At 63.5% G+C, this 17,212-nt stretch carries 20 protein-coding genes; 4 read left to right on the top strand and 16 right to left on the bottom strand.

The genetic code is table 11. The features are described 5' to 3' along the window. Positions 1–117 precede the first annotated feature (117 nt). Complete coding sequence (locus JS531_RS04575; protein WP_214313571.1) at positions 118–816, bottom strand: SOS response-associated peptidase; 699 nt, start codon at positions 814–816, stop codon at positions 118–120. 133 nt (positions 817–949) lie between these two features. On the opposite strand from JS531_RS04575, the gene JS531_RS04570 reads away from it, so the two are divergent. Then, the gene (locus tag JS531_RS04570; protein ID WP_214313313.1) at positions 950–1,714 is read left to right on the top strand and encodes a TetR/AcrR family transcriptional regulator; all 765 of its coding nucleotides are present in this window, start codon (positions 950–952) and stop codon (positions 1,712–1,714) included. Positions 1,715–2,036: 322 nt separating this feature from the next. Here the strand turns inward: JS531_RS04570 and JS531_RS04565 are convergent, their stop codons facing one another. The 4 genes from JS531_RS04565 to JS531_RS04555 form a co-directional block, all read right to left on the bottom strand. Continuing rightward, a complete protein-coding gene (locus JS531_RS04565; RefSeq protein ID WP_214313311.1) occupies positions 2,037–2,996 on the bottom strand; it encodes an aldo/keto reductase in 960 nt (319 codons plus the stop codon). 196 nt (positions 2,997–3,192) lie between these two features. Further along, the gene (locus JS531_RS04560) at positions 3,193–3,609 is read right to left on the bottom strand and encodes a peptide deformylase (RefSeq protein ID WP_214313310.1); all 417 of its coding nucleotides are present in this window, start codon (positions 3,607–3,609) and stop codon (positions 3,193–3,195) included. A 190-nt stretch (positions 3,610–3,799) separates the two neighbouring features. Then, entirely contained in the window at positions 3,800–4,024 is a 225-nt protein-coding gene (locus tag JS531_RS11005; RefSeq protein ID WP_240542032.1) for a hypothetical protein, read from the bottom strand. After that, the gene (locus JS531_RS04555; protein ID WP_240542031.1) at positions 4,025–4,663 is read right to left on the bottom strand and encodes an AAC(3) family N-acetyltransferase; all 639 of its coding nucleotides are present in this window, start codon (positions 4,661–4,663) and stop codon (positions 4,025–4,027) included. A 380-nt stretch (positions 4,664–5,043) separates the two neighbouring features. Between JS531_RS04555 and JS531_RS04550 the strand changes: the two genes are divergently transcribed. Beyond that, positions 5,044–5,853 (top strand): Abi family protein, encoded by an 810-nt coding sequence (locus JS531_RS04550; protein WP_214313308.1) that lies wholly within the window; start codon positions 5,044–5,046, stop codon positions 5,851–5,853. A gap of 58 nt (positions 5,854–5,911) precedes the next feature. On the opposite strand, the gene JS531_RS04545 is transcribed toward JS531_RS04550, so the two are convergent. The 10 genes from JS531_RS04545 to JS531_RS04500 all read right to left on the bottom strand — a co-directional run bounded on the left by JS531_RS04545 (position 5,912) and on the right by JS531_RS04500 (position 14,448). Beyond that, positions 5,912–6,310: a superoxide dismutase gene (locus JS531_RS04545; RefSeq protein WP_214313305.1), complete on the bottom strand. Its 399-nt coding sequence runs from the start codon at positions 6,308–6,310 to the stop codon at positions 5,912–5,914. 54 nt (positions 6,311–6,364) lie between these two features. Beyond that, on the bottom strand, positions 6,365–7,240 hold the full coding sequence (locus JS531_RS04540) for an ABC transporter ATP-binding protein (RefSeq protein ID WP_214313303.1): 876 nt from the start codon (positions 7,238–7,240) through the stop codon (positions 6,365–6,367). A gap of 53 nt (positions 7,241–7,293) precedes the next feature. Further along, the gene (locus JS531_RS04535) at positions 7,294–8,076 is read right to left on the bottom strand and encodes a murein hydrolase transporter LrgB (protein ID WP_214313301.1); all 783 of its coding nucleotides are present in this window, start codon (positions 8,074–8,076) and stop codon (positions 7,294–7,296) included. Then, complete coding sequence (locus JS531_RS04530; RefSeq protein WP_214313299.1) at positions 8,073–8,699, bottom strand: hypothetical protein; 627 nt, start codon at positions 8,697–8,699, stop codon at positions 8,073–8,075. The genes JS531_RS04535 and JS531_RS04530 overlap by 4 nt, the downstream gene beginning before the upstream one ends. Before the next feature lie 132 nt (positions 8,700–8,831). After that, on the bottom strand, positions 8,832–9,659 hold the full coding sequence (locus JS531_RS04525; protein WP_214313297.1) for a hypothetical protein: 828 nt from the start codon (positions 9,657–9,659) through the stop codon (positions 8,832–8,834). A 6-nt stretch (positions 9,660–9,665) separates the two neighbouring features. Next, a complete protein-coding gene (locus JS531_RS04520; protein ID WP_214313295.1) occupies positions 9,666–10,244 on the bottom strand; it encodes a sigma-70 family RNA polymerase sigma factor in 579 nt (192 codons plus the stop codon). Between the two features lie 136 nt (positions 10,245–10,380). Next, positions 10,381–10,704 (bottom strand): hypothetical protein, encoded by a 324-nt coding sequence (locus JS531_RS04515; protein ID WP_214313294.1) that lies wholly within the window; start codon positions 10,702–10,704, stop codon positions 10,381–10,383. Between the two features lie 191 nt (positions 10,705–10,895). Further along, positions 10,896–12,602: a glycosyltransferase family 39 protein gene (locus tag JS531_RS04510; RefSeq protein ID WP_214313292.1), complete on the bottom strand. Its 1,707-nt coding sequence runs from the start codon at positions 12,600–12,602 to the stop codon at positions 10,896–10,898. After that, a complete protein-coding gene (locus JS531_RS04505; protein ID WP_240542040.1) occupies positions 12,599–13,732 on the bottom strand; it encodes a glycosyltransferase family 2 protein in 1,134 nt (377 codons plus the stop codon). Before JS531_RS04505 ends, JS531_RS04510 begins: the two co-directional genes overlap by 4 nt. 224 nt (positions 13,733–13,956) lie before the next feature. Then, positions 13,957–14,448 carry a GNAT family N-acetyltransferase gene (locus JS531_RS04500; protein ID WP_214313289.1) on the bottom strand — a complete coding sequence of 164 codons (492 nt, stop codon included), beginning with the start codon at positions 14,446–14,448 and terminating at the stop codon, positions 13,957–13,959. Between the two features lie 327 nt (positions 14,449–14,775). On the opposite strand from JS531_RS04500, the gene JS531_RS04495 reads away from it, so the two are divergent. Further along, positions 14,776–15,474: a response regulator transcription factor gene (locus JS531_RS04495; protein ID WP_214313287.1), complete on the top strand. Its 699-nt coding sequence runs from the start codon at positions 14,776–14,778 to the stop codon at positions 15,472–15,474. Continuing rightward, positions 15,450–16,652, top strand: a complete 1,203-nt coding sequence (locus tag JS531_RS04490; RefSeq protein ID WP_240542030.1) for a histidine kinase — start codon at positions 15,450–15,452, stop codon at positions 16,650–16,652. Before JS531_RS04495 ends, JS531_RS04490 begins: the two co-directional genes overlap by 25 nt. Positions 16,653–16,680: 28 nt before the next feature. On the opposite strand, the gene JS531_RS11000 is transcribed toward JS531_RS04490, so the two are convergent. Beyond that, a complete protein-coding gene (locus JS531_RS11000; RefSeq protein WP_236034309.1) occupies positions 16,681–16,956 on the bottom strand; it encodes a hypothetical protein in 276 nt (91 codons plus the stop codon). Between the last annotated feature and the right edge of the window lie 256 nt (positions 16,957–17,212).

The raw sequence follows: 17,212 nt of genomic DNA, 5'->3' as shown, positions 1-17,212 counted from the left end.
TCGAATGCATGGATTCCATGTGCCGTAATCGTCCCATTATCGCATCGCCTGGCATGGCCCTCCATCAGGGGATTCCCTGATTCCTCCCTGAACGCTGAACGTCCCTCCGTCCGACGTTCAGAACAGCGCGATCGGCTCGATGTGTTCGACCGGCATGGTGAGCCGGCGTCCGTCCCCGTTTGCGGGCAGCGGAGCGACCTCGTGGAACCGCAGCCGTCGCGACAGCTCCGTGCCTTGTTCGCGCAAGGGGCTGGTCAGCTTCGCGCCGTCGAGCGAAGGGTCCAGCCATGCGGCGGCCATGCCGTCCGGCACGAGCAGCGGCATGCGGTCATGCACGCTTTTCGGTCCGTCCACGGCCGGACATGTGACGATCGTGGCGGTCAGCAGCCATGGCGCGGCCGTGGAGGCCCGCCACCATGAGTACAGTCCCGCCATCGCCAACGGCCTGTCGCCGTCCACGTGGAAGTAGAACGGGCGCCTGCCCTTCCACTCGTAGTAGCCGCTTGCGGGGATGATGCAGCGCATGGACCGTGTGGAGTCGACGAACGTTGGCTTGGCGTGGATGGATTCGATGCGCGCATTGTACGTGGGGTAGGGGAGCGTCCTGCTCTGGCTCCAGCGCGGCACGAGCGTCCAGTACGCGCCGGTCAGGTGCCGGCGGCCCTCCCTGCCCTGCGCGACGACGCCGATGGTCTGCGTGGGCGCGATGTTGTACGAGGGGCGCGGCAGCCGGTCGCGGCGGACGTCGCCGTCGTCGACGCCAAGCCATGCGGCGACCGCATCCCAATCCAGATCGAGCGCGAACCTTCTGCACATGCGGCCCAGTGTACGCGTGATGCGGGTGTCCTGTCCGTCGCCGTCGTCCGCCGGGCCGTGGAACGGGCCGCGCGCGGGTACGATGGAGGATGCCGGGCCGGCGACGATGTACGGAAGATGCGAGGAGCTCGAAATGCCCATTGACGTGATGGAACCTGACGGGACGACGCCGGACCGTGGCCTTGACGTCGCCGCATCGGACGCTGCGCCCGCACAATCGGCGTCGGATGCCGTTTCCCGTCCGGCGAACCGTCGCGGCGTCTCGGTGAAGGCGACCGTGGCGCGCGCCCGTTGGCAGCGTCGTAAGAAGGCCGCCACGCGTCGGACGATTCGTGACGTGGCGTTGCGTCTGTTCGCCGAGCAGGGCTACGGCAACGTCACCACGCAACGCATCGCCGACGAGGCGGGGGTGTCCTCGATCACCCTGTTCCGGTATTTCCCGTCGAAGGAAGATCTTGTGCTCGGGGTCCCGACGGACGGTGGGCCGTTCGCCGACCTGCGCCGGGAAATCGCCGAACGGAAGGGCGGTTCCCCGATCGGGTTCGTCCGCCACATGGTCCCGCAGGTGCTTGGGTCGCTTGAGGCGGTTCAGCTGGAGGAGTTGGGGCGCCGGCTGCGTATCGTGCGTTCCGACGACGGTTTGCGTGTGGCGCTGTACGCGCGCATACCGCAGTGGACGGACGCCGTCGCGGCATTGTGGGGGAGCGGTGACGCCGTCGCCGACGGCGATGCGCGAGCCGCCTTCCCCGTGCGTCTGTCCGTTTCGATCATCATCGACTGCATCGTCGAATCCCTGCTGGAATGGTCGCGTCGTTGCGACGGCGGCGTCGACGGTGATGCCGCCGTCGACATGCTCGTCGAGGTCGTGTCCGAGGCGATGGAGACGTTGTCCGTCTGAATAACCCCGGGGTGCCCGAGCTACGGGAAGCGTTGCCACCGTATGCAGTGTGCTGTCGTGCGTCATTCTATATGAAAGCGGCTTTCATATGGTTGAAAATGTTGAAATTACAAGGTTTTGATGCCTATAAGACAAGTGGTGCGGTTGTCGGTTTTAATTCATAAGTAATTGGCTATCATTTGAAACTGGTGCGATGCGAATCTCATATGAAAGCCATGTACATATGAATAACGGTGGGCCGCTCCCTGGTCGTCTCATGACGGACGACGGGGAGCGACCCACCGTATGGTTGCTTCGTCTTATCGCGTGTGTCGCGATTGTATTACTTCGTGAACGGTTCGGATGCCTTGTCGAGCGTGGCGGTCTCGTCGACCGCGAGGTCGAGGTCCACGGACGCGAGGAGCGCGGGCAGCTGTTCGGGCGTGCGCGCCGAGGCGATCGGACCGGCGACCTGCGGACGGTGGCGCAGCCAGGCGAGCGCGACCGTGGCGATCGCGACGCCGTGCGCCTTGGCGACCTCGTCCAACGCGTCGACCAGCGCGAAGCCGTCGTCGGTGAGGTAGTCGGCGACCATGCCCTGACGCGCCTTGCCCTCCGCGTCGGCGGCGGAACGGTACTTGCCGGTGAGGAACCCGGCGGCCAGCGAGAAGTATGGGAACACGGCGAGGTTCTCGCGTACGGCGACGGGGGCGAGCGTGCGCTCGTAGTTGCCGCGCGTGACGAGGTTGTAGTGCGGTTCCAAGGCGACCGGCAGCGCGTAGCCGTGTTCGCGGGCGATGCGGAACCATTCCTCGATGCGGTCCGCCGTGTAGTTGGACAGGCCGATCGCGCGGATCTTGCCCGCCTGGACGAGCTCGTCGAACGCGGCGGCCGTCTCCTCGAGCGGGGTCGTCTTGTCGTCGAAGTGCGCGTAGTAGAGGTCGATTGTTTCGACGCCGAGACGCAGCAGCGACTCGTCGGCCGCGGCGAGCACGTTGTCATGCGACAGGCCCTTGTACTGCGGGTGCTCGCTGACCTTCGTGGCGATGACCACCTGGTCCCGGTTGGCGCGCACGGCGAGCCAACGGCCGAGGATGATTTCGGATTCGCCGCCCGCATTGCCCGGCGCCCACGCCGAATACACGTCGGCTGTGTCGATGAAGTTGCCGCCGGCCTCCACGTACGCGTCGAGCACCCTGCGGCTGGTCACCTCGTCGCTCGTCCAGCCGAACGTGTTTCCGCCCAACACGAGCGGAAACACCTCCAGGTCGCTGTTTCCCACCTTCACACGCTTGTCCGTCATGGCCCAGACCATCCTTTTCGTATCATCGCCGCGGTCCCTTCGCCGCCGGCGTCCCCATCATTATGACGCCGCGCCGCACGCGCCGGACCGGGGCGGTCATAGCCGTCGTTTATGGCGGAACGGATCCTCCGCCGATAGCCGATGGGAACCGTACGGGACCTGTGCGGAGGGACGGGTACGGCACGGACGCCGTCCGTCAGATGAGGACGCCGTCGCAGTGGTCAATCTCGTGCTGGATGATCTCGGCGGTGAACCCGTCGAATGTGGCGGTCGCCTCGCGCCAGCGCCGCGTGCGGTAGGTCACGGTGATGCGCTCGTAGCGGACCGTCGGACGCACACCCTTGAGTGACAGGCATCCCTCCTCGGTCTCGTAGCGGCCCGACTTCGCCGTGACGACCGGGTTGAACATCGTCATGTTCCGGCCGGTCGTCTCGTCATGGAAGACGATGATCCGCTTGGCGACGCCGATCATGTTCGCGGCCAGCCCCACGCACGCGTCGGCGTGCGCGGCGAGCGTGTCCAGAAGATCGCGGGCGATGCCCGCGTCGGCCTCGGTCGCGGGCTCGGACGGGACGGCGAGGAACGCCTCGTCGGTGATGATCGTCCGCTGCATGGGATTCCTTTCGTCTACACGGATGATGTGGACCATCGTAGCGGTTCGCCCCGCGTGCTCCAATCAGGCGCAGCATGGAGATGTCCCGCGTGCGCTGCGCAATCAACGTCCGGTAGGTGCTGGAAACCATATCGGTCAATTCCCCATGCCAACCGCTTTTTGGCATCGCTCCGCATAGAGCAAAGCTCTGCTACGCATGCTGATTGTCGTCATCTCCGTCCTTGCCGCTATGACGCAAATCGAGTCGCGCATAATACCTACGAGCGGCATCCACCAGATCGCGGACGGGGAAAGCGAGGATTCTCGCTTCGTTCAACGTCACGGCACGTACGGAGTCGGCATGCTCGGCGAGGAATCGCCCACCGAAGGACTCGAAATCGTCGTAACGGTCGAGTTCCACCGTGTCGAATGTCACTCATTCGGTCGTGCGTTCGCCGGTTACGGCATCGACGTGGCCGACCGGTGCGGTCTCGTGGATATGCGGCCGGCCGATTGTGGATTCGGCATAGTGAATCGCGGTGCAGGTGCCGAAGTCGGTGCCGAGAAAGAGCACTTTGCCATCGATTTCGTAGAGACGCGAGAGCGGACTATGTTCGCCGAACGGAATGTCGTAATCGCGACCGTTCTCGCCTCCGCATGAGCCGCACAGCCAGTCCGCGTGGCGTCCCCATGCGCTCATCGAGTACAGCGGGTGATTGCTGCGTCGTGTGCCGGGCAATGCGCGGAAGTACTCCGGTGTGCGTCCGATGCCATGCGCCGGAGTCGTCGCCGGATCGAACGCCGGCAGTGCGGCATTCACGGTTTCGATTAGTTCGGGACTGACCGGCGGCGCTCCCCAACACTGCGAATCGGACAGATCCGTGGTCTGCGCGGACATCATGACGTCGCCGTCGTATAGCACGCCTTTGAGTACATCGACCACGGTCTGCTCACCGCCGGGAACGAAACCGAACGCACTGAGCCGCGTATGCACGATGCATGAATCCGTCGGCTTCAGTCCCACGGCGAGCAGCGCATCACGAAGTTGCGTTCCGGCGGTGACCGTCGTGATCATTCGCTCATTCCACGTCATGTAACCGTTCTCCTCTTTTCCAAGCACGACAACGGAAACTCGAGTCCGCCATAGAGCCAATGATGGCATGGTCTCATCGTGACAGCCAATCGGAGGGATACTCGTCAACCAAAGGCGACATGATGCTTTGACCGTCCACGCGGATGCGGACACCGGTGGCGTCAAACGCGCGCTCCGGGGTCCGCCAGCCAGGTCTCGATTAGTCGCCTAACCGTCTCCCTTGCTCTCTTATCACGATCCTAGGGTGACAGATCCCACCGATGGCGCTCCCGGATAAAAGAGAACCCCCAGTGCATCACGGCTGAGTCGATGACCGTCCGGAGAGGCCCTTTGGGGGAATTCATGGAATATGATAATGGGTTATGAGTCGACAGTCAAACCCAGCGCCCGATTTCCTCTCACAGCCTCCTCGCAAGGGCAGTCCGCAGGAGAGGGCGCTGCGAGGAGGCATCACCGACGAGCGGCTCGCATCCTATGATTCCGAGGCGCGGCGGCGTTCATGCCCGGCGCTGCAGTTGTATCTGTGGGACCATGACATGGCCAGCGCTTGTATGGGTGATATCGCCATTCTTGAGGTCGCTTTGCGCAACCACATGGACCGTCAGTTGTCCCTCATGGCTTTGGAACAGTCAGATACCGAGGACTGGTGCATGGCGGGGCTCAGCTTCGACGACCGTACCCAATACCAGATTCGCGAGGCATGGAACCATCTCACCCCGCAACAGCGCAGAATTCATACGCACGGTCATCTCGTTGCTTCATTGACGTTCGGCTTCTGGCGCAACCTTCTGGAGGACGGCGGCACGATTCATACGAAGTGGCCGGACCAGAGGCGCGCCAACTACGAGAACAATCTGTGGCGCAAGGGACTTGACAAGACGTTCTCCAATGGGCGCCAGTATGCGCGTGCGATGGGAGAACGTTGGACAAGACGCTTTGCGCTGGACATCGTCAAGACGGTGCACGCCCTGCGCAACCGGGTCGCCCATCACGAGCCGCTCGTCAACGGCGTCCCGCTTCCCGGCGAGAACCGGCGCATCACGTTGGCGGACGCAGTGCAGGCGTGCTTCGATCTGGCGATGATCCTGGATCGGGACCTGTATTCGTGGCTGATGGGCAACAGCAAGATGAAACTCGTGCTCGAACACGAGCCTCGGGAAACCGGACTATAAGACTATAGGATCATTCGGGAAGAAGTCCTGCGGTCTTTCGTCGATGATTCCGACATTGTCATTTCACGTCGCAGACGGTGAAGGCGAAGCTGGTGAGGGTACCGGTGGATTTGCCGTTGGCGAGGAGCTGGTCGATGTCGGGCAGGTCCTTGTTGTCGCTGGTCTGGTTGAGGGCGTATCGGGTGCCGTCGGGTGCGGTGAAGCGCATGACGGGGTCGCCTTTGGTGTCGTGCGTGCAGCTGACGGTGCCGTGGTCGACGGTGAGGGGCCAGGTGTGGCCGAGTTGGTCGGCGCTGATGTCCTGCGGGTTGCTGGTCGCGGTGATTGTCTTGGCTCCGTCAGTCGGATAGTTTTCGGGATGCTTGATGCCGTCCATGCAGGCGGTCAGGCTCAGGGCCATGATGGCGGCGAGACCAATGGCTGTGATGGTTTGGGTGGCGGGTGTCATATTGGTCATGCTGGTTTCCTTTGCGTTGTGTTTCCGATGATTGAACTGCCTGTCCGCCGGCCGTCAGTGGTGGTCGGGGTGTTCCTCGATGAGGGCCATGTAGCCGTCCTCCAATGTGGGTTCCATGGGTTGCGCGTCGGCGGGCGGGGTGTCGGTGATGACGCGGTAGCGTATGCCTCGTGCGGTGGTGACGGCGTTGGCGACGATCATGCCTGCGGGTGGCGGGGTGTTGGCCGGCTGGGTGAGCCAGACGCGGCCTGCGGCGTGTCCGGTGAGTTGTTCGGTCGGCCCGTCGTAGCGGATACGGCCCTGGCGCAGGACGAACACGTATGGGCAGGTCTGTGCGATGTCGTCGAGGATGTGGGTGGATAGGATCACGGTGCGGTCGCCGCCGAGGCCGGCGAGCAGCGTGCGGAAGCGCATGCGTTCCTCGGGGTCGAGTCCGGCGGTGGGTTCGTCCACGATGATGAGCCGGGGGTCCGCCATGAGGGCCTGGGCGATGCCGACGCGGCGGCGCATGCCGCCGGAGAATCCGCCGATGCGTCGGTCGGCCACGTCCGTGAGCCCGACCCGGTCGCTGAGTTCGCGTGCCTGGCGCATGCGCTCCCGGGTGTCGTCGATGCCTTTGAGGACGCCCACGTAGTCGAGGAATTCGAGCGGGGTGAGCTGCGGGTAGGGTTCGATGTCCTGTGGCAGGTAGCCGAGCGTGCGTTTGAGCGCGCGGCGGGTCCTCGCGTCCTTCAAATCGTGGCCGTCCATGAGCACCTGGCCCGACGTGGGGCGGATGATGCCGGCGAGGATGCGCATGAGCGTGGTCTTGCCGGCGCCGTTCGGCCCGATCAGGCCGACCATGCCGTGCGGCAGGTCGCAGGTCACGTCGTCCAGCGCGCGGGGCTTCCTCGGGAAGTCCTTGGTCAGATGGCTGATGGAGATGAACATGATGCTTTTCCTTCCCGTGTCGATGTTTCCGATGAGGGTTCCGCCGATGTCGTTCATCGCACCGTGCGCGGGCGTGCCGAGCACCATCCGCCCAACGCCATGAGCAGTATGGCGGCGGCGAGCTGCGCGATCAGGGACATGGCCGCGTTGGTGGGCGTGCCGGTGACCGCGAGGACGCCTCCCACGGCCGGGTAGACGGGCTTGAGTCCGAACCATCCGGCGCCGACGGCGTCGCCGATCACGTTGAGGATGGTGCCGTTGACGGTCGGCACGGGCAGCATCGGCGAGGAGAACACGAGCGCGAACCATGCGAGCACGCCGGCGATGCGCGCGACGATCATGGGCAGGATCGAGCCGAGCAGCGAGGACAGGCTCATCGCGGTCAGCACGGCCGGCCCGGTGATCGCGAGTCCGGCGGCCAACGCCTGCGGGACGGCCCACCACGAGCCGTGCAGGGTCCGCACGACGCCGGCGCAGGCCAGCAGCAGGAGCGACGGGGCGATGAGGATCAGGAACGCGCCGAGCGTGCGTGCCGCGGCCAGCGCGGGCGCGGGTGTGGGCGTGGAGTCCTCCAACTGGCCGATGCCGAGCCGGTCGTGGCGCGTGTGGAAGTCGGTGAACGCGGCCATGTAGGCAATCGGCATGAACATGGCCATCGTTTTGGCCATGAACGCCAGATCGCCAGCGCCGTGGTCGTGCGGGCCGGCCGGAGAGATCACGCCCAGCAGGAGCGCGAACAGGGCCAATGGGACGGCCGCGACCCATAGGGAGCGTTGCCGCCACACGATGAGCATGTGGACGCGGACCAATCGCGGGAAACCGATGCGCATGCTCATATGCTCCTCCTCGCAAGCGTCACGTTGCGTTCCTCGTCGCCCAGCAGCCGCCACGCGACCCCGATGGCGATCACGGCAGCGGCGAGCGGTATGCCGCGCTGCGCGACCGGGTCGAGCACGTACGGATCCCACAGGAGGGCGAGGAACATCCATACCGCGACCACAGCCATGACCGTGGCCTGCGTGGACATGGACCATGCGGCGGCCACGAACCCGGCCGCACCCACGACCAGCACCGCGCCCGTCGGCGCGATCAGGCTTACCCATCCCAGGTCCTGCGGCCACAAGCCCAGTACGTGCAACGGCATGAACATGAACACGGCGCCGACCAGACCGGACACGGCCGTCAGGACGAACCGCGTGGCCTCAACGCGCCTCCAGCCCACGGGCGTGGACTCGCTCGCCTCGACCAGCGGGTCACCGGTCAGCGCGACCGCCACGCACACGCCCGAGCCAATCACCATCAGCTGGGCGAGCCAGTTCACCACCGTCAACGTCTGCGTACGCGACCACACGCCGGACACCATGATGCCGGCGACCGCAACAGCAATCCCGCAGACCGCGGGCGCCGCCAGCAATCCCACGCCGATGCGCCTGGCCTGCGCGCGAATCATTCCCGACATGCCGTCCCTCCCTGAAGTCCGAAAATCGACGGCCGTCCCTTAACGTCCGTCACCAGATAGGTAGCGGACGCCGACCGCATGGTTCACACGACACGCCGAACGACCACCGGCGACTCATCGACCTCGATCCGTTCAGACGGCCGCGGCCGTCATGCGCGCCTCGGACAATCGTCCGGCGCACGCCACCGCCGCCGCGCACGCCGCCACGCCCGTGACGGCCAGCAACAGCGGTCCGATTGTTCGGGTCATGTCGATCCAGCCCGCGGCCGGCAGGCCCATGAGCCCGAGCAGGTCCGTACGGATCACGGCGACCAGCAGCAGGCCGACGCCGAAGCCGACGCCCGTGGAGAACCGGATCGCGAGCATCGCGCCCACGCCGGCGACCAGCAGCAAAGGCGACAGCCATCCGACCAGCAGCACGCCGAACTCCCCATAACCCTGCACGCCCATCACAACGGTCACCAACAATCCGAACACGACGTCGCAGGTGAGCACGAACACCAGCCGGACCAGCGTGACCGCCCCCGGACCCAACGGTGTGGCCGACGAGATCATGTCCATGCGGGAATTCCCGAACGCCATCGTCACGCTCAACAACACGCCGGCCAGCACCATCGAGCAGAACGCGCGGGACACGACCGTCGCACCCCAGCCGACCGCGAAGAACCGCGCCCCCAATCCGGCGAACGCCATCAACGTCAGCGTGGCCGGCACCACCTGCCACGGCACCACCTTCATCTGCCGGCCCAGCAGCAGCATGAACAACCGCAGACTGCGTGTCCACGACCATGCGGGCCCGTCCAGCGGGGACCGCGATGCGCGGATGCGCGCCATCACCGCCGTAGCGGGAGGCGTTTCTCCCGAACGGGATCGTTCCACGGCGGCCAATGCCGCGAGCAGACGCTCGTCGGCCGCATCGTCCGTCAAGCGGCCGGTCGTTTCGTCAAGATGATCGGTCATCGGGGTTCACCGTTCCTTTCCATCCGCATCATCCTTGTGATCGAGTTGTGTGCGCAGCAGACGGCGCGCACGCGAGACACGGGATTTGACCGTGCCCTCCGGCACGTCCAGCAGGCGGGCGATCTGCCGGTACGGCAGGCCGTGCAGCCACGCCAACGTCGCCGTCTCCACCAGTTCGACGGGCAGACGGCGCAGCAACGCCATCAGATCATCCATGCCCGCTTCGGACAGCACGGCCGTCTCCGGGCTCGGGCCATCGTCACGCGGTTCGGGCGCGTCATCCAACGCGGTCACGTCCGGGCGCCCGCGCCGCACACGCATGGTGATCTGCCGTTTCGCGATGCCCAGCAGCCATGACAGCACCCTCGCGTCGCCGCGGAACGCCCTCGCCGACCGCCAGCAGCCCAACCACACGTCGGCGCACACCTCCTCGGCCGTGCCGGCATCCGACACGCGCGCACGTACGAACGCCCGCACGGCCGCAGCGTACCGTCCATACAGGGCCTCGAAGGCACGCTCGTCCCCGGAAGCGACCCTCGCGAGCAGATCCTCGTCGCGCATCGCCTCCCCACCGGGCGAGGTCATGTCATCCTGCGTATGCGGCTCCTTCCACGGCACATCCCGCAAACCTCACTGAATACGTAGCAGGGAACACGCCAATGGTTCACGGTCTCACCACACCGCCCGCGCAAAATCAGCACCGCCCGGCATGACAAAACGATCATCGCCGTATGGCCCTTATGCCATACCCGACCTGCACTAGAAACAGCACCAAGAGAACACCCAGCGAAGCCGGCCGGTACATGACGTAGAAGTCCGACATATCAGGCTGCGACGCCGGCGTCGCCATGGCATACACCAATGCGGCAAACAGAGCGCAGATCCAGGAGACAACCAACGTCGCGGCCGTGACGAATCGCAACCGGCGCCGGTCCAGAGACGTTTTGCGCAGACTATGAAGCAATGCAAAGACGCACACTGAAACCAATACATAGAACAGCAGCCCATACGTGGGCAGCATGTCGATGATAAGCAGATAGCCCATAATGCCTCCCTGGATCAAGCGACAAACCGATACGGCCATTAGAGACACTCCACCTCATCGCCCGCAACATCATGTCAAGCAATCGCATGACATCAAATCTCGGTTGGCAAGCTTCCGGTCTCTCCGTCGTCCACGTTCCCGCAGTACCCGGGAAAGGCGCTCCATAGGATTCCCCGTTCCGGGGGCGCCGATTATCGGCGGTAGGTGATGGCCGCGTTCGCACCGTGTTTGATGACGCCGGTTTGCGTCCATTGGCCAGCCGCGTCGCCGAGGAACTTGTCGTAGTTGCGGGTCGTCGCCCATGACAGCAGGGTGAATCGAGCCGCATCGAGATCGTCGATAGTTCTCAGTTGCGCGGTGGAGCCGTGCAGCGGCGCGTATCCGCCGCGCGTGGGAACGTCGTCGACGTCGAGGAAGTAGTAATATGGGCAGTCGCGGTAGTACCAGTATGCGTCGATGTACGTGTACTCGTCCTGCGCGACGACCGGTTGCGCTGCCGAACAGGTGACCTGTCGACTGAGTGCGGCCGATCCGGGCGTATCGTTGCGGTCGAAACTATGGTTGCCGCGCACGCCGTACGTGATCGTCCCGGCAACCAGTATCGCAAGCACAACGACGTAGACGAACACCGTACGACGGCCGCGTGACCGGTACGTGGCAACGCACGCCAACATCAACGTGGCGTAGAAGAATGGTGCGACCACGCTCAGGTAGCGCACGGAGAACATGCCGTATCCACCGCAGGACAGTTCCTTGACGGCGGACCAGATCATCAGGAGCGCGGCCGGCACGGCGAACAGCATGACGATCAGCCCCGCGGCCTCAGCGGACGGTCGCGATGCCGATGCGCGGATTGAACGCCGCCGCACGAGCAGGTGTTGAGCGATGAGTATGCCGATGATTAGGATCATCGTGGCCGCGACCAGCAGTGAGATAATCGACGGCAGTTCCGTTTCCGTCATGCCGAGCAGCATGATGTCGAATGCGTTGGCCACGCCGGACATGTTTGCGCGTCGACGGACCGGAGGCAAGACGGAGCTTCCGCCGAGCTGACCTAGCAGCGCCGGCATCCACGGCAGGAACAGTATGATCGACGCGGCATAGGCGAGCAACCAACGCCACGCGGACAGGCGACGCGCGCACCACGAGCGCGCGGTGAGCCAGATCGCATGCGTCAGCCATACGAATGCGGTCAGATACAACGTCAGCATGCCGAGCGCGACGGTCACGGCGTACGCGCACCACCATGCGATACGGCGACGGTGGCTGCTCGACCGGCAACGGTCACCTTGTCGATCATGCCCGTCGGTCTCACCTGTATTCGTAGCGCGATGCCGTCGGTCGCGCGGCTCGATCACTCCGGTCGCACGCATTAGCATCGCCGTGCCGGCCACGGTCAGCAACATCGCCGGCGAGTACATGCGCAGCTCGTAGCCGTATCTCAGCATGAATCCGCCACACACCAGCAGCGGCATGCACGCCGTCGCGATACGTTCGTCGAACAGGTCGCGCATCAGCATAATCAGCACGAACACGGCAAGGCCGAGACATACGCAGTTCGGCAACCGCAGCAGCGCGACGTTGTCGCCGACGACGAGCATCCATGCCTTGAGCAGCAGATAGTACAGCGGCGGGTGCGCGTCGACAGCGGTAAGCGTGATCAGTTCCCGTATGGGTCGACTCGCCAATATCAGCGAATACTGTTCGTCAAACCACAATGATTGGCTGCGGCCCATCAGCCAGCTGAGCACGGTCGTCACGAGCGCGCAGCAGATGGCCAACACGGGAACGGGAACCAAGTGACGGATGGCAACGGTGGCGGAACCGGCATTGCTGTCGTCGGCACGTCCGCCGGCGTGTTCGACGTATGGATTGGCGGTTTCGTGGCTCGTGATCATGACAGCATCTCCCTGTCATGTGCCGGATGGTCGCAACGGGCATTGCCGGCATTGTGGACGTTGATGTTGCCGTCGCGCACGATGTAGTTTGGGCGGCGTTTGGATTCGAGGTACGTGTTCGCCAGATACCGGCCGATGATGCCCAGGCACATCAGCTGCAGTCCGCCGATGAACGTGATGATGCACGCGAGCGACGGCCATCCGGCCACCGGGTCACCGAACATGGCCGCGCGCACCGCGATAAAACAGGTTGCGCCGAACGCGGCCGCACACAACAGCAACCCGATATACGAGGCCGCGGCCAGCGGCACCGTGGAGCATGAGATTAGTCCCTCTATTGCATAGCGGACCAACGCGAAGAAGTTCCAGTTTGACTTGCCCGCGGCCCGGCGTGTATTCGGATAGTCGATCCACGCCGTGCGGAATCCCACCCATGCGTACAGTCCCTTGGAGAACCGGTTGCGTTCGGTCAGCGACGTCAGTGCGTCGACGACCCGACGGCGCATCATACGGAAATCACGCGCTCCATCGGGTACGGCGACCGGTGACATGGCGTTCATCAGCCGGTAGAACAGGTGCGCGCACATGGAACGGATTGGCGGCTCGCCCGCACGCGTGGTGCGCCGCGTCGCCACGCAGTCCAGCGTCGGGTCCTCAGCCAGCATCGCGAACATGCGCGGCAGCAGCGACGGCGGGTCCTGCAGATCCGCGTCCATCACCGCCACGACATCGCCTCGCGCGGCCTCCAACCCGGCGAGCAGCGCGGCCTCCTTGCCGAAATTGTGCGACAGTGACAACCAACGAACCGAGAACGGAAAGGCAGCGTGCCCGTCGTCGTCTTCGGCCGCGCGTCGCAGCAGCGTCGCCGTGCCGTCCGTGGAACCGTCGTCGACCAGCACCAGTTCGGCCACCACACCCGGATACACTGCCGTGATCTCGTCGATGGCCTGTGCAACGGACGACAGGAACAGCGGCAGGCATTCCTCCTCGTTATGACAGGGCACGACGATGGACAGCGTGACCCCGCGGTCAGGATGTACGTCAACCGCGAAATCCACCGCGGCGCGGGGCCTGCGCTTCGCCGGAAAGCACATGGCGTGGCGATGCCTTGAATACCGTCGATTGACCATGATCACGCCTTCCTTCCCATCGTCGGCCGCCGCCTCGCGACCCGTCGTATGGCCTTGCTGTTGATACGATTCCAGTGTGCGTTCGCCCCACGCGGAACATGCCTGTAGTATCCCTGACTCAGAGGTTCGCCACCCTGATTGTCATTTCAGGGTATGGCGGGGGACGTGGAGGATTCCAAGCAAATGCTGATATCCAGGAAAACTTCCGTCAATGGATGACATCACTATCGGTAGTTGGTCATTTCAAATTCCGGCCCCATGTCTTCGGTTTGGGTAAGGCCGGTCTCGTGGAATCCGATATGCCTGTAGAAGCCTTGCGCGTTGTCGTTGAACCCGGCGACCCAGAGCACGAGCCGGTCATTGCCGATGGCATGTTTGCCGGCTTCGACCAGCTTGCGTCCGACACCCTGCCGATGCCGGTCGGCCAGCACGTACAGCGAAGCCAGTTCCGCCGTCTCGGGACGATCGATTGGTGGGCGAGGCGTACGCAGTAGTTCCGTGAACCCGATCACATGATCGTCATCGAGCGCCACCAGCACGACCTGATCGGGGTCCTTGGCGTGGGCTTCGGTGAGTTTCAATGCGAGCTGCGGGGTGATGGCATCCACGATCTCCTGCGGGATATGCCCCTGATTGAGCTCCCGCCACGTTTGCGACTGCACCTGCGCCTTCTCCTCGAACCACCGCGGTTCGATTGGAACGATACGAATCGTCATGCCTGTCCTTTCCCTCCGAATATCTTCATGTGTTCGATTTTGATTTTGATGGTCTCTTCCCGACATTTTGACGAATTAACACGGATTAGGAGGCCTCCGCAAAAGGTGGGCTGAGGACTTCTTTCGGTCATCCGCAGCGGGCCCCATTCCAGCTGAGGCCTTCCGCTGATTCATGACCGTCCTCCTTTTGCAGTCATCGGATAATGGTGATACCGACTCAGTCAATCCATTAGCAGCCACAAACGCAACGTCATGTCAAGCAATCGCATGACAGCGGCGCCGTTTCATGCCGGAAAACCAATGGTCGTCGGCGGTACAGTGGGTGTCATGGGACTTGGAAGCGAGCCGGACGCGGCGAGTGTGATCCGTATCGGTGTGTTGGATAATGATCCGTTCGCGTTGGATGCGATGTGCGCGATGATCTCGGCCATGTCCCGGGATTTCCACGTCGTGTGGGGCACGGGGTCGCCGGCGGCGGCGATCGAGCACTGCCACAACGCGCATACGCGGCCGGACGTGCTCGTGCTGGACATGGCGTTGGGCGGCATCACGGGCGCGGACGTGTGCCGGCGCATCCGTCGCAGAACGAACAAGGTGGGCGTCATCTGCGTCACCTCGTATTCAACGGACGTCTACCGGGATGAAGCGATCAAAGCGGGCGCGCAGGGACTGCTCGCCAAGGAACGGCTCGGGGCCGACATCGCCGACACGGTGCGGCGGGCGGCCATCGGGAAACCGACCGTGAAGCAGGCCGCCTTGGGCTTCCATGACACGGCATCGGCACATGAGCTGCTGTCCGGTACGGTGCCGGCGAGGATGTCCGAGGACATGAAGGACTCGTTGTCCTCACGCGAGAAGGACATCCTGCGCCTGTACGCGAAGCGCCTCACCACTGACGAGATCGCGCAACGGTTGGGTATCGCCAAGGGCAGTGTGTTCACGTACGTGCACCGGGCGTCCGACAAACTCGGCGTGACCAGCCGCAGGGAGGTGCTGGAGGCATGCGCCCGATACGATCTGCTGTAAACCGGCTTATCAGGCAACTTGGCCCGGGCAACGACCATCCGGTCATCATGGTGGCATGCGTGCTGCTAGCTGCGGCTCTCATCGCGGAATACCTGACCAAGGTTACGACGGATGTCTCCGCAACGGTGAGCGTACGGCATCTTGCATTGGCTCTGGTGACGTTCGTCGGTCTGATCGGTGGCATGTTCCGTCCGCGATGGTTTCTGTGGGCGGCGCTTGTGGCCGGTGAGGTATTACTGATGAGGACGCTCATGATCACTCCGCTAGTGATCAGTATTGTCTGTACGGGATTCCTTGCCTACCTCAATACATGGTCTGGCACAATCGCCACCGGACTGTTGCTCATGTTATTGTTCGCTCCCGCACCACCCAGTAGCAACCGTCTGTTGGTGGCTACGTTGATGCATGTCGCGCTCTATTGTTTCCCGCTATTGACCGGCCTGTTGCTGCATATGATGCGTCAACGTGATCATGACTCGTATCTGCTGCGTCGCCAGCAGGAACATGAGGATACGGCCCGCGACCTGCATGACACCATCAGTAACGATCTCGCCTATCTCATCCTGCGCATCGATCATGCTGAGGCCAGCGGCATGCCCGCTGTCGAGCATGAATACCGGCAGCAGCTCCGGGAACTACGCGACGCGGCCAATCGTGCCATGACCCACACGCACGCGGTCATCGACTCACTGGAGACGTGGCCGGAGCGACAGTCACAATCACAACCGTCGGAATCGCGCAGCACGACAGCTCTTCCGCTGGTACCGGCCGCAGATCACGTCGCCATGCAGCAAGGAGAGCTGCAATCTCTGATCGACGACGAGGAGGCGAAACTCGAATCGCTCGGCTTCACCGGTGACAACCTGCTCGGCGAACTCCGCCATCCGCTTTCACCTGGCATGATGCGACTGCTCACGGGATTGCTGGCCGAACTCTACGCGAACACCGCCAAGCACGCCGACCCGGCCGAATGGTACGCGGTCTCCATCAGTTTCGATATGAACGACGATGTCCGCGTCTCCGTCAGCGACACCGTCGCTGAGCATGACGGGAAACTTGGGCTGCGCAGCGGCCTCGACCGCTACCGCACCATCATCGAAACGGCCGGTGGAAGCTTCGCCATCCAGATGGAACAGCGGCACTGGCAATTGGACATCCGTATCCCGAGCAAGCTATGAAAACCATCGGCGGGTTCAGCGGCTTGGGTTACAGGAGCGCGATTACCGGAGCGATAGCCGTCAAACCAACGGCCATGCCAAAACCTACGGCAAGGAAGAAGTAGGATCTAGCGCCGCCTTTCAAAGCTACAAGCAGAGCCATGGCCAGCAGCAACACTCCAACGGCTCGGCAGAGCAGGCTCAGAATGTCGCCCGGAATCGCAAATGCGAGAGCCTGCAATGCTATGGATGCGCACAGCAGTATCACAACCAATCGTCTGGTGCCGCCATTTTGCACCGAAGTGTTATGAGTGAACCTGCCCATTGCAATCACTCCCTTCCTCGGGACTCGGTTTCATCACTATATCCATTCAATCCAAGAACGGCCGACGGCACAACATCACGTCAAGCAATCGCATGACATCACTCCCGATTGCGGGGCGGTCCGGCCGGGCGCCATTCATGCAGCGGGATGCCGGATGCGTCCGGGATATTCCTGTGCTGTCATAAAAGCCAATGACGGCACATGGCAGGAGTCGGGCGAGGCCGTCTCACCGTTCGGACACGACTCCGACCCGGGA

It is taken from the genome of Bifidobacterium sp. CP2, assembly GCF_018555635.1.
In the GTDB taxonomy this organism is placed as follows: Bacteria; Actinomycetota; Actinomycetes; order Actinomycetales; family Bifidobacteriaceae; genus Bifidobacterium; species Bifidobacterium saguinibicoloris.
Note: the sequence above shows the minus strand (reverse complement) of the source record. Positions and strands in the feature narration are given on the sequence as shown.

Coding starts and splice junctions, on each gene's coding strand:
- JS531_RS04575 (WP_214313571.1), bottom strand. CDS start 816: ATGTGCAGAAGGTTCGCGCTCGATCTGGATTGGGATGCGGTCGCCGCA.
- JS531_RS04570 (WP_214313313.1), top strand. CDS start 950: ATGCCCATTGACGTGATGGAACCTGACGGGACGACGCCGGACCGTGGC.
- JS531_RS04565 (WP_214313311.1), bottom strand. CDS start 2,996: ATGACGGACAAGCGTGTGAAGGTGGGAAACAGCGACCTGGAGGTGTTT.
- JS531_RS04560 (WP_214313310.1), bottom strand. CDS start 3,609: ATGCAGCGGACGATCATCACCGACGAGGCGTTCCTCGCCGTCCCGTCC.
- JS531_RS04555 (WP_240542031.1), bottom strand. CDS start 4,663: ATGATCACGACGGTCACCGCCGGAACGCAACTTCGTGATGCGCTGCTC.
- JS531_RS04550 (WP_214313308.1), top strand. CDS start 5,044: ATGAGTCGACAGTCAAACCCAGCGCCCGATTTCCTCTCACAGCCTCCT.
- JS531_RS04545 (WP_214313305.1), bottom strand. CDS start 6,310: ATGACCAATATGACACCCGCCACCCAAACCATCACAGCCATTGGTCTC.
- JS531_RS04540 (WP_214313303.1), bottom strand. CDS start 7,240: ATGTTCATCTCCATCAGCCATCTGACCAAGGACTTCCCGAGGAAGCCC.
- JS531_RS04535 (WP_214313301.1), bottom strand. CDS start 8,076: ATGAGCATGCGCATCGGTTTCCCGCGATTGGTCCGCGTCCACATGCTC.
- JS531_RS04530 (WP_214313299.1), bottom strand. CDS start 8,699: ATGTCGGGAATGATTCGCGCGCAGGCCAGGCGCATCGGCGTGGGATTG.
- JS531_RS04525 (WP_214313297.1), bottom strand. CDS start 9,659: ATGACCGATCATCTTGACGAAACGACCGGCCGCTTGACGGACGATGCG.
- JS531_RS04520 (WP_214313295.1), bottom strand. CDS start 10,244: ATGACCTCGCCCGGTGGGGAGGCGATGCGCGACGAGGATCTGCTCGCG.
- JS531_RS04515 (WP_214313294.1), bottom strand. CDS start 10,704: ATGGGCTATCTGCTTATCATCGACATGCTGCCCACGTATGGGCTGCTG.
- JS531_RS04510 (WP_214313292.1), bottom strand. CDS start 12,602: ATGATCACGAGCCACGAAACCGCCAATCCATACGTCGAACACGCCGGC.
- JS531_RS04505 (WP_240542040.1), bottom strand. CDS start 13,732: ATGGTCAATCGACGGTATTCAAGGCATCGCCACGCCATGTGCTTTCCG.
- JS531_RS04500 (WP_214313289.1), bottom strand. CDS start 14,448: ATGACGATTCGTATCGTTCCAATCGAACCGCGGTGGTTCGAGGAGAAG.
- JS531_RS04495 (WP_214313287.1), top strand. CDS start 14,776: ATGGGACTTGGAAGCGAGCCGGACGCGGCGAGTGTGATCCGTATCGGT.
- JS531_RS04490 (WP_240542030.1), top strand. CDS start 15,450: ATGCGCCCGATACGATCTGCTGTAAACCGGCTTATCAGGCAACTTGGC.
- JS531_RS11000 (WP_236034309.1), bottom strand. CDS start 16,956: ATGGGCAGGTTCACTCATAACACTTCGGTGCAAAATGGCGGCACCAGA.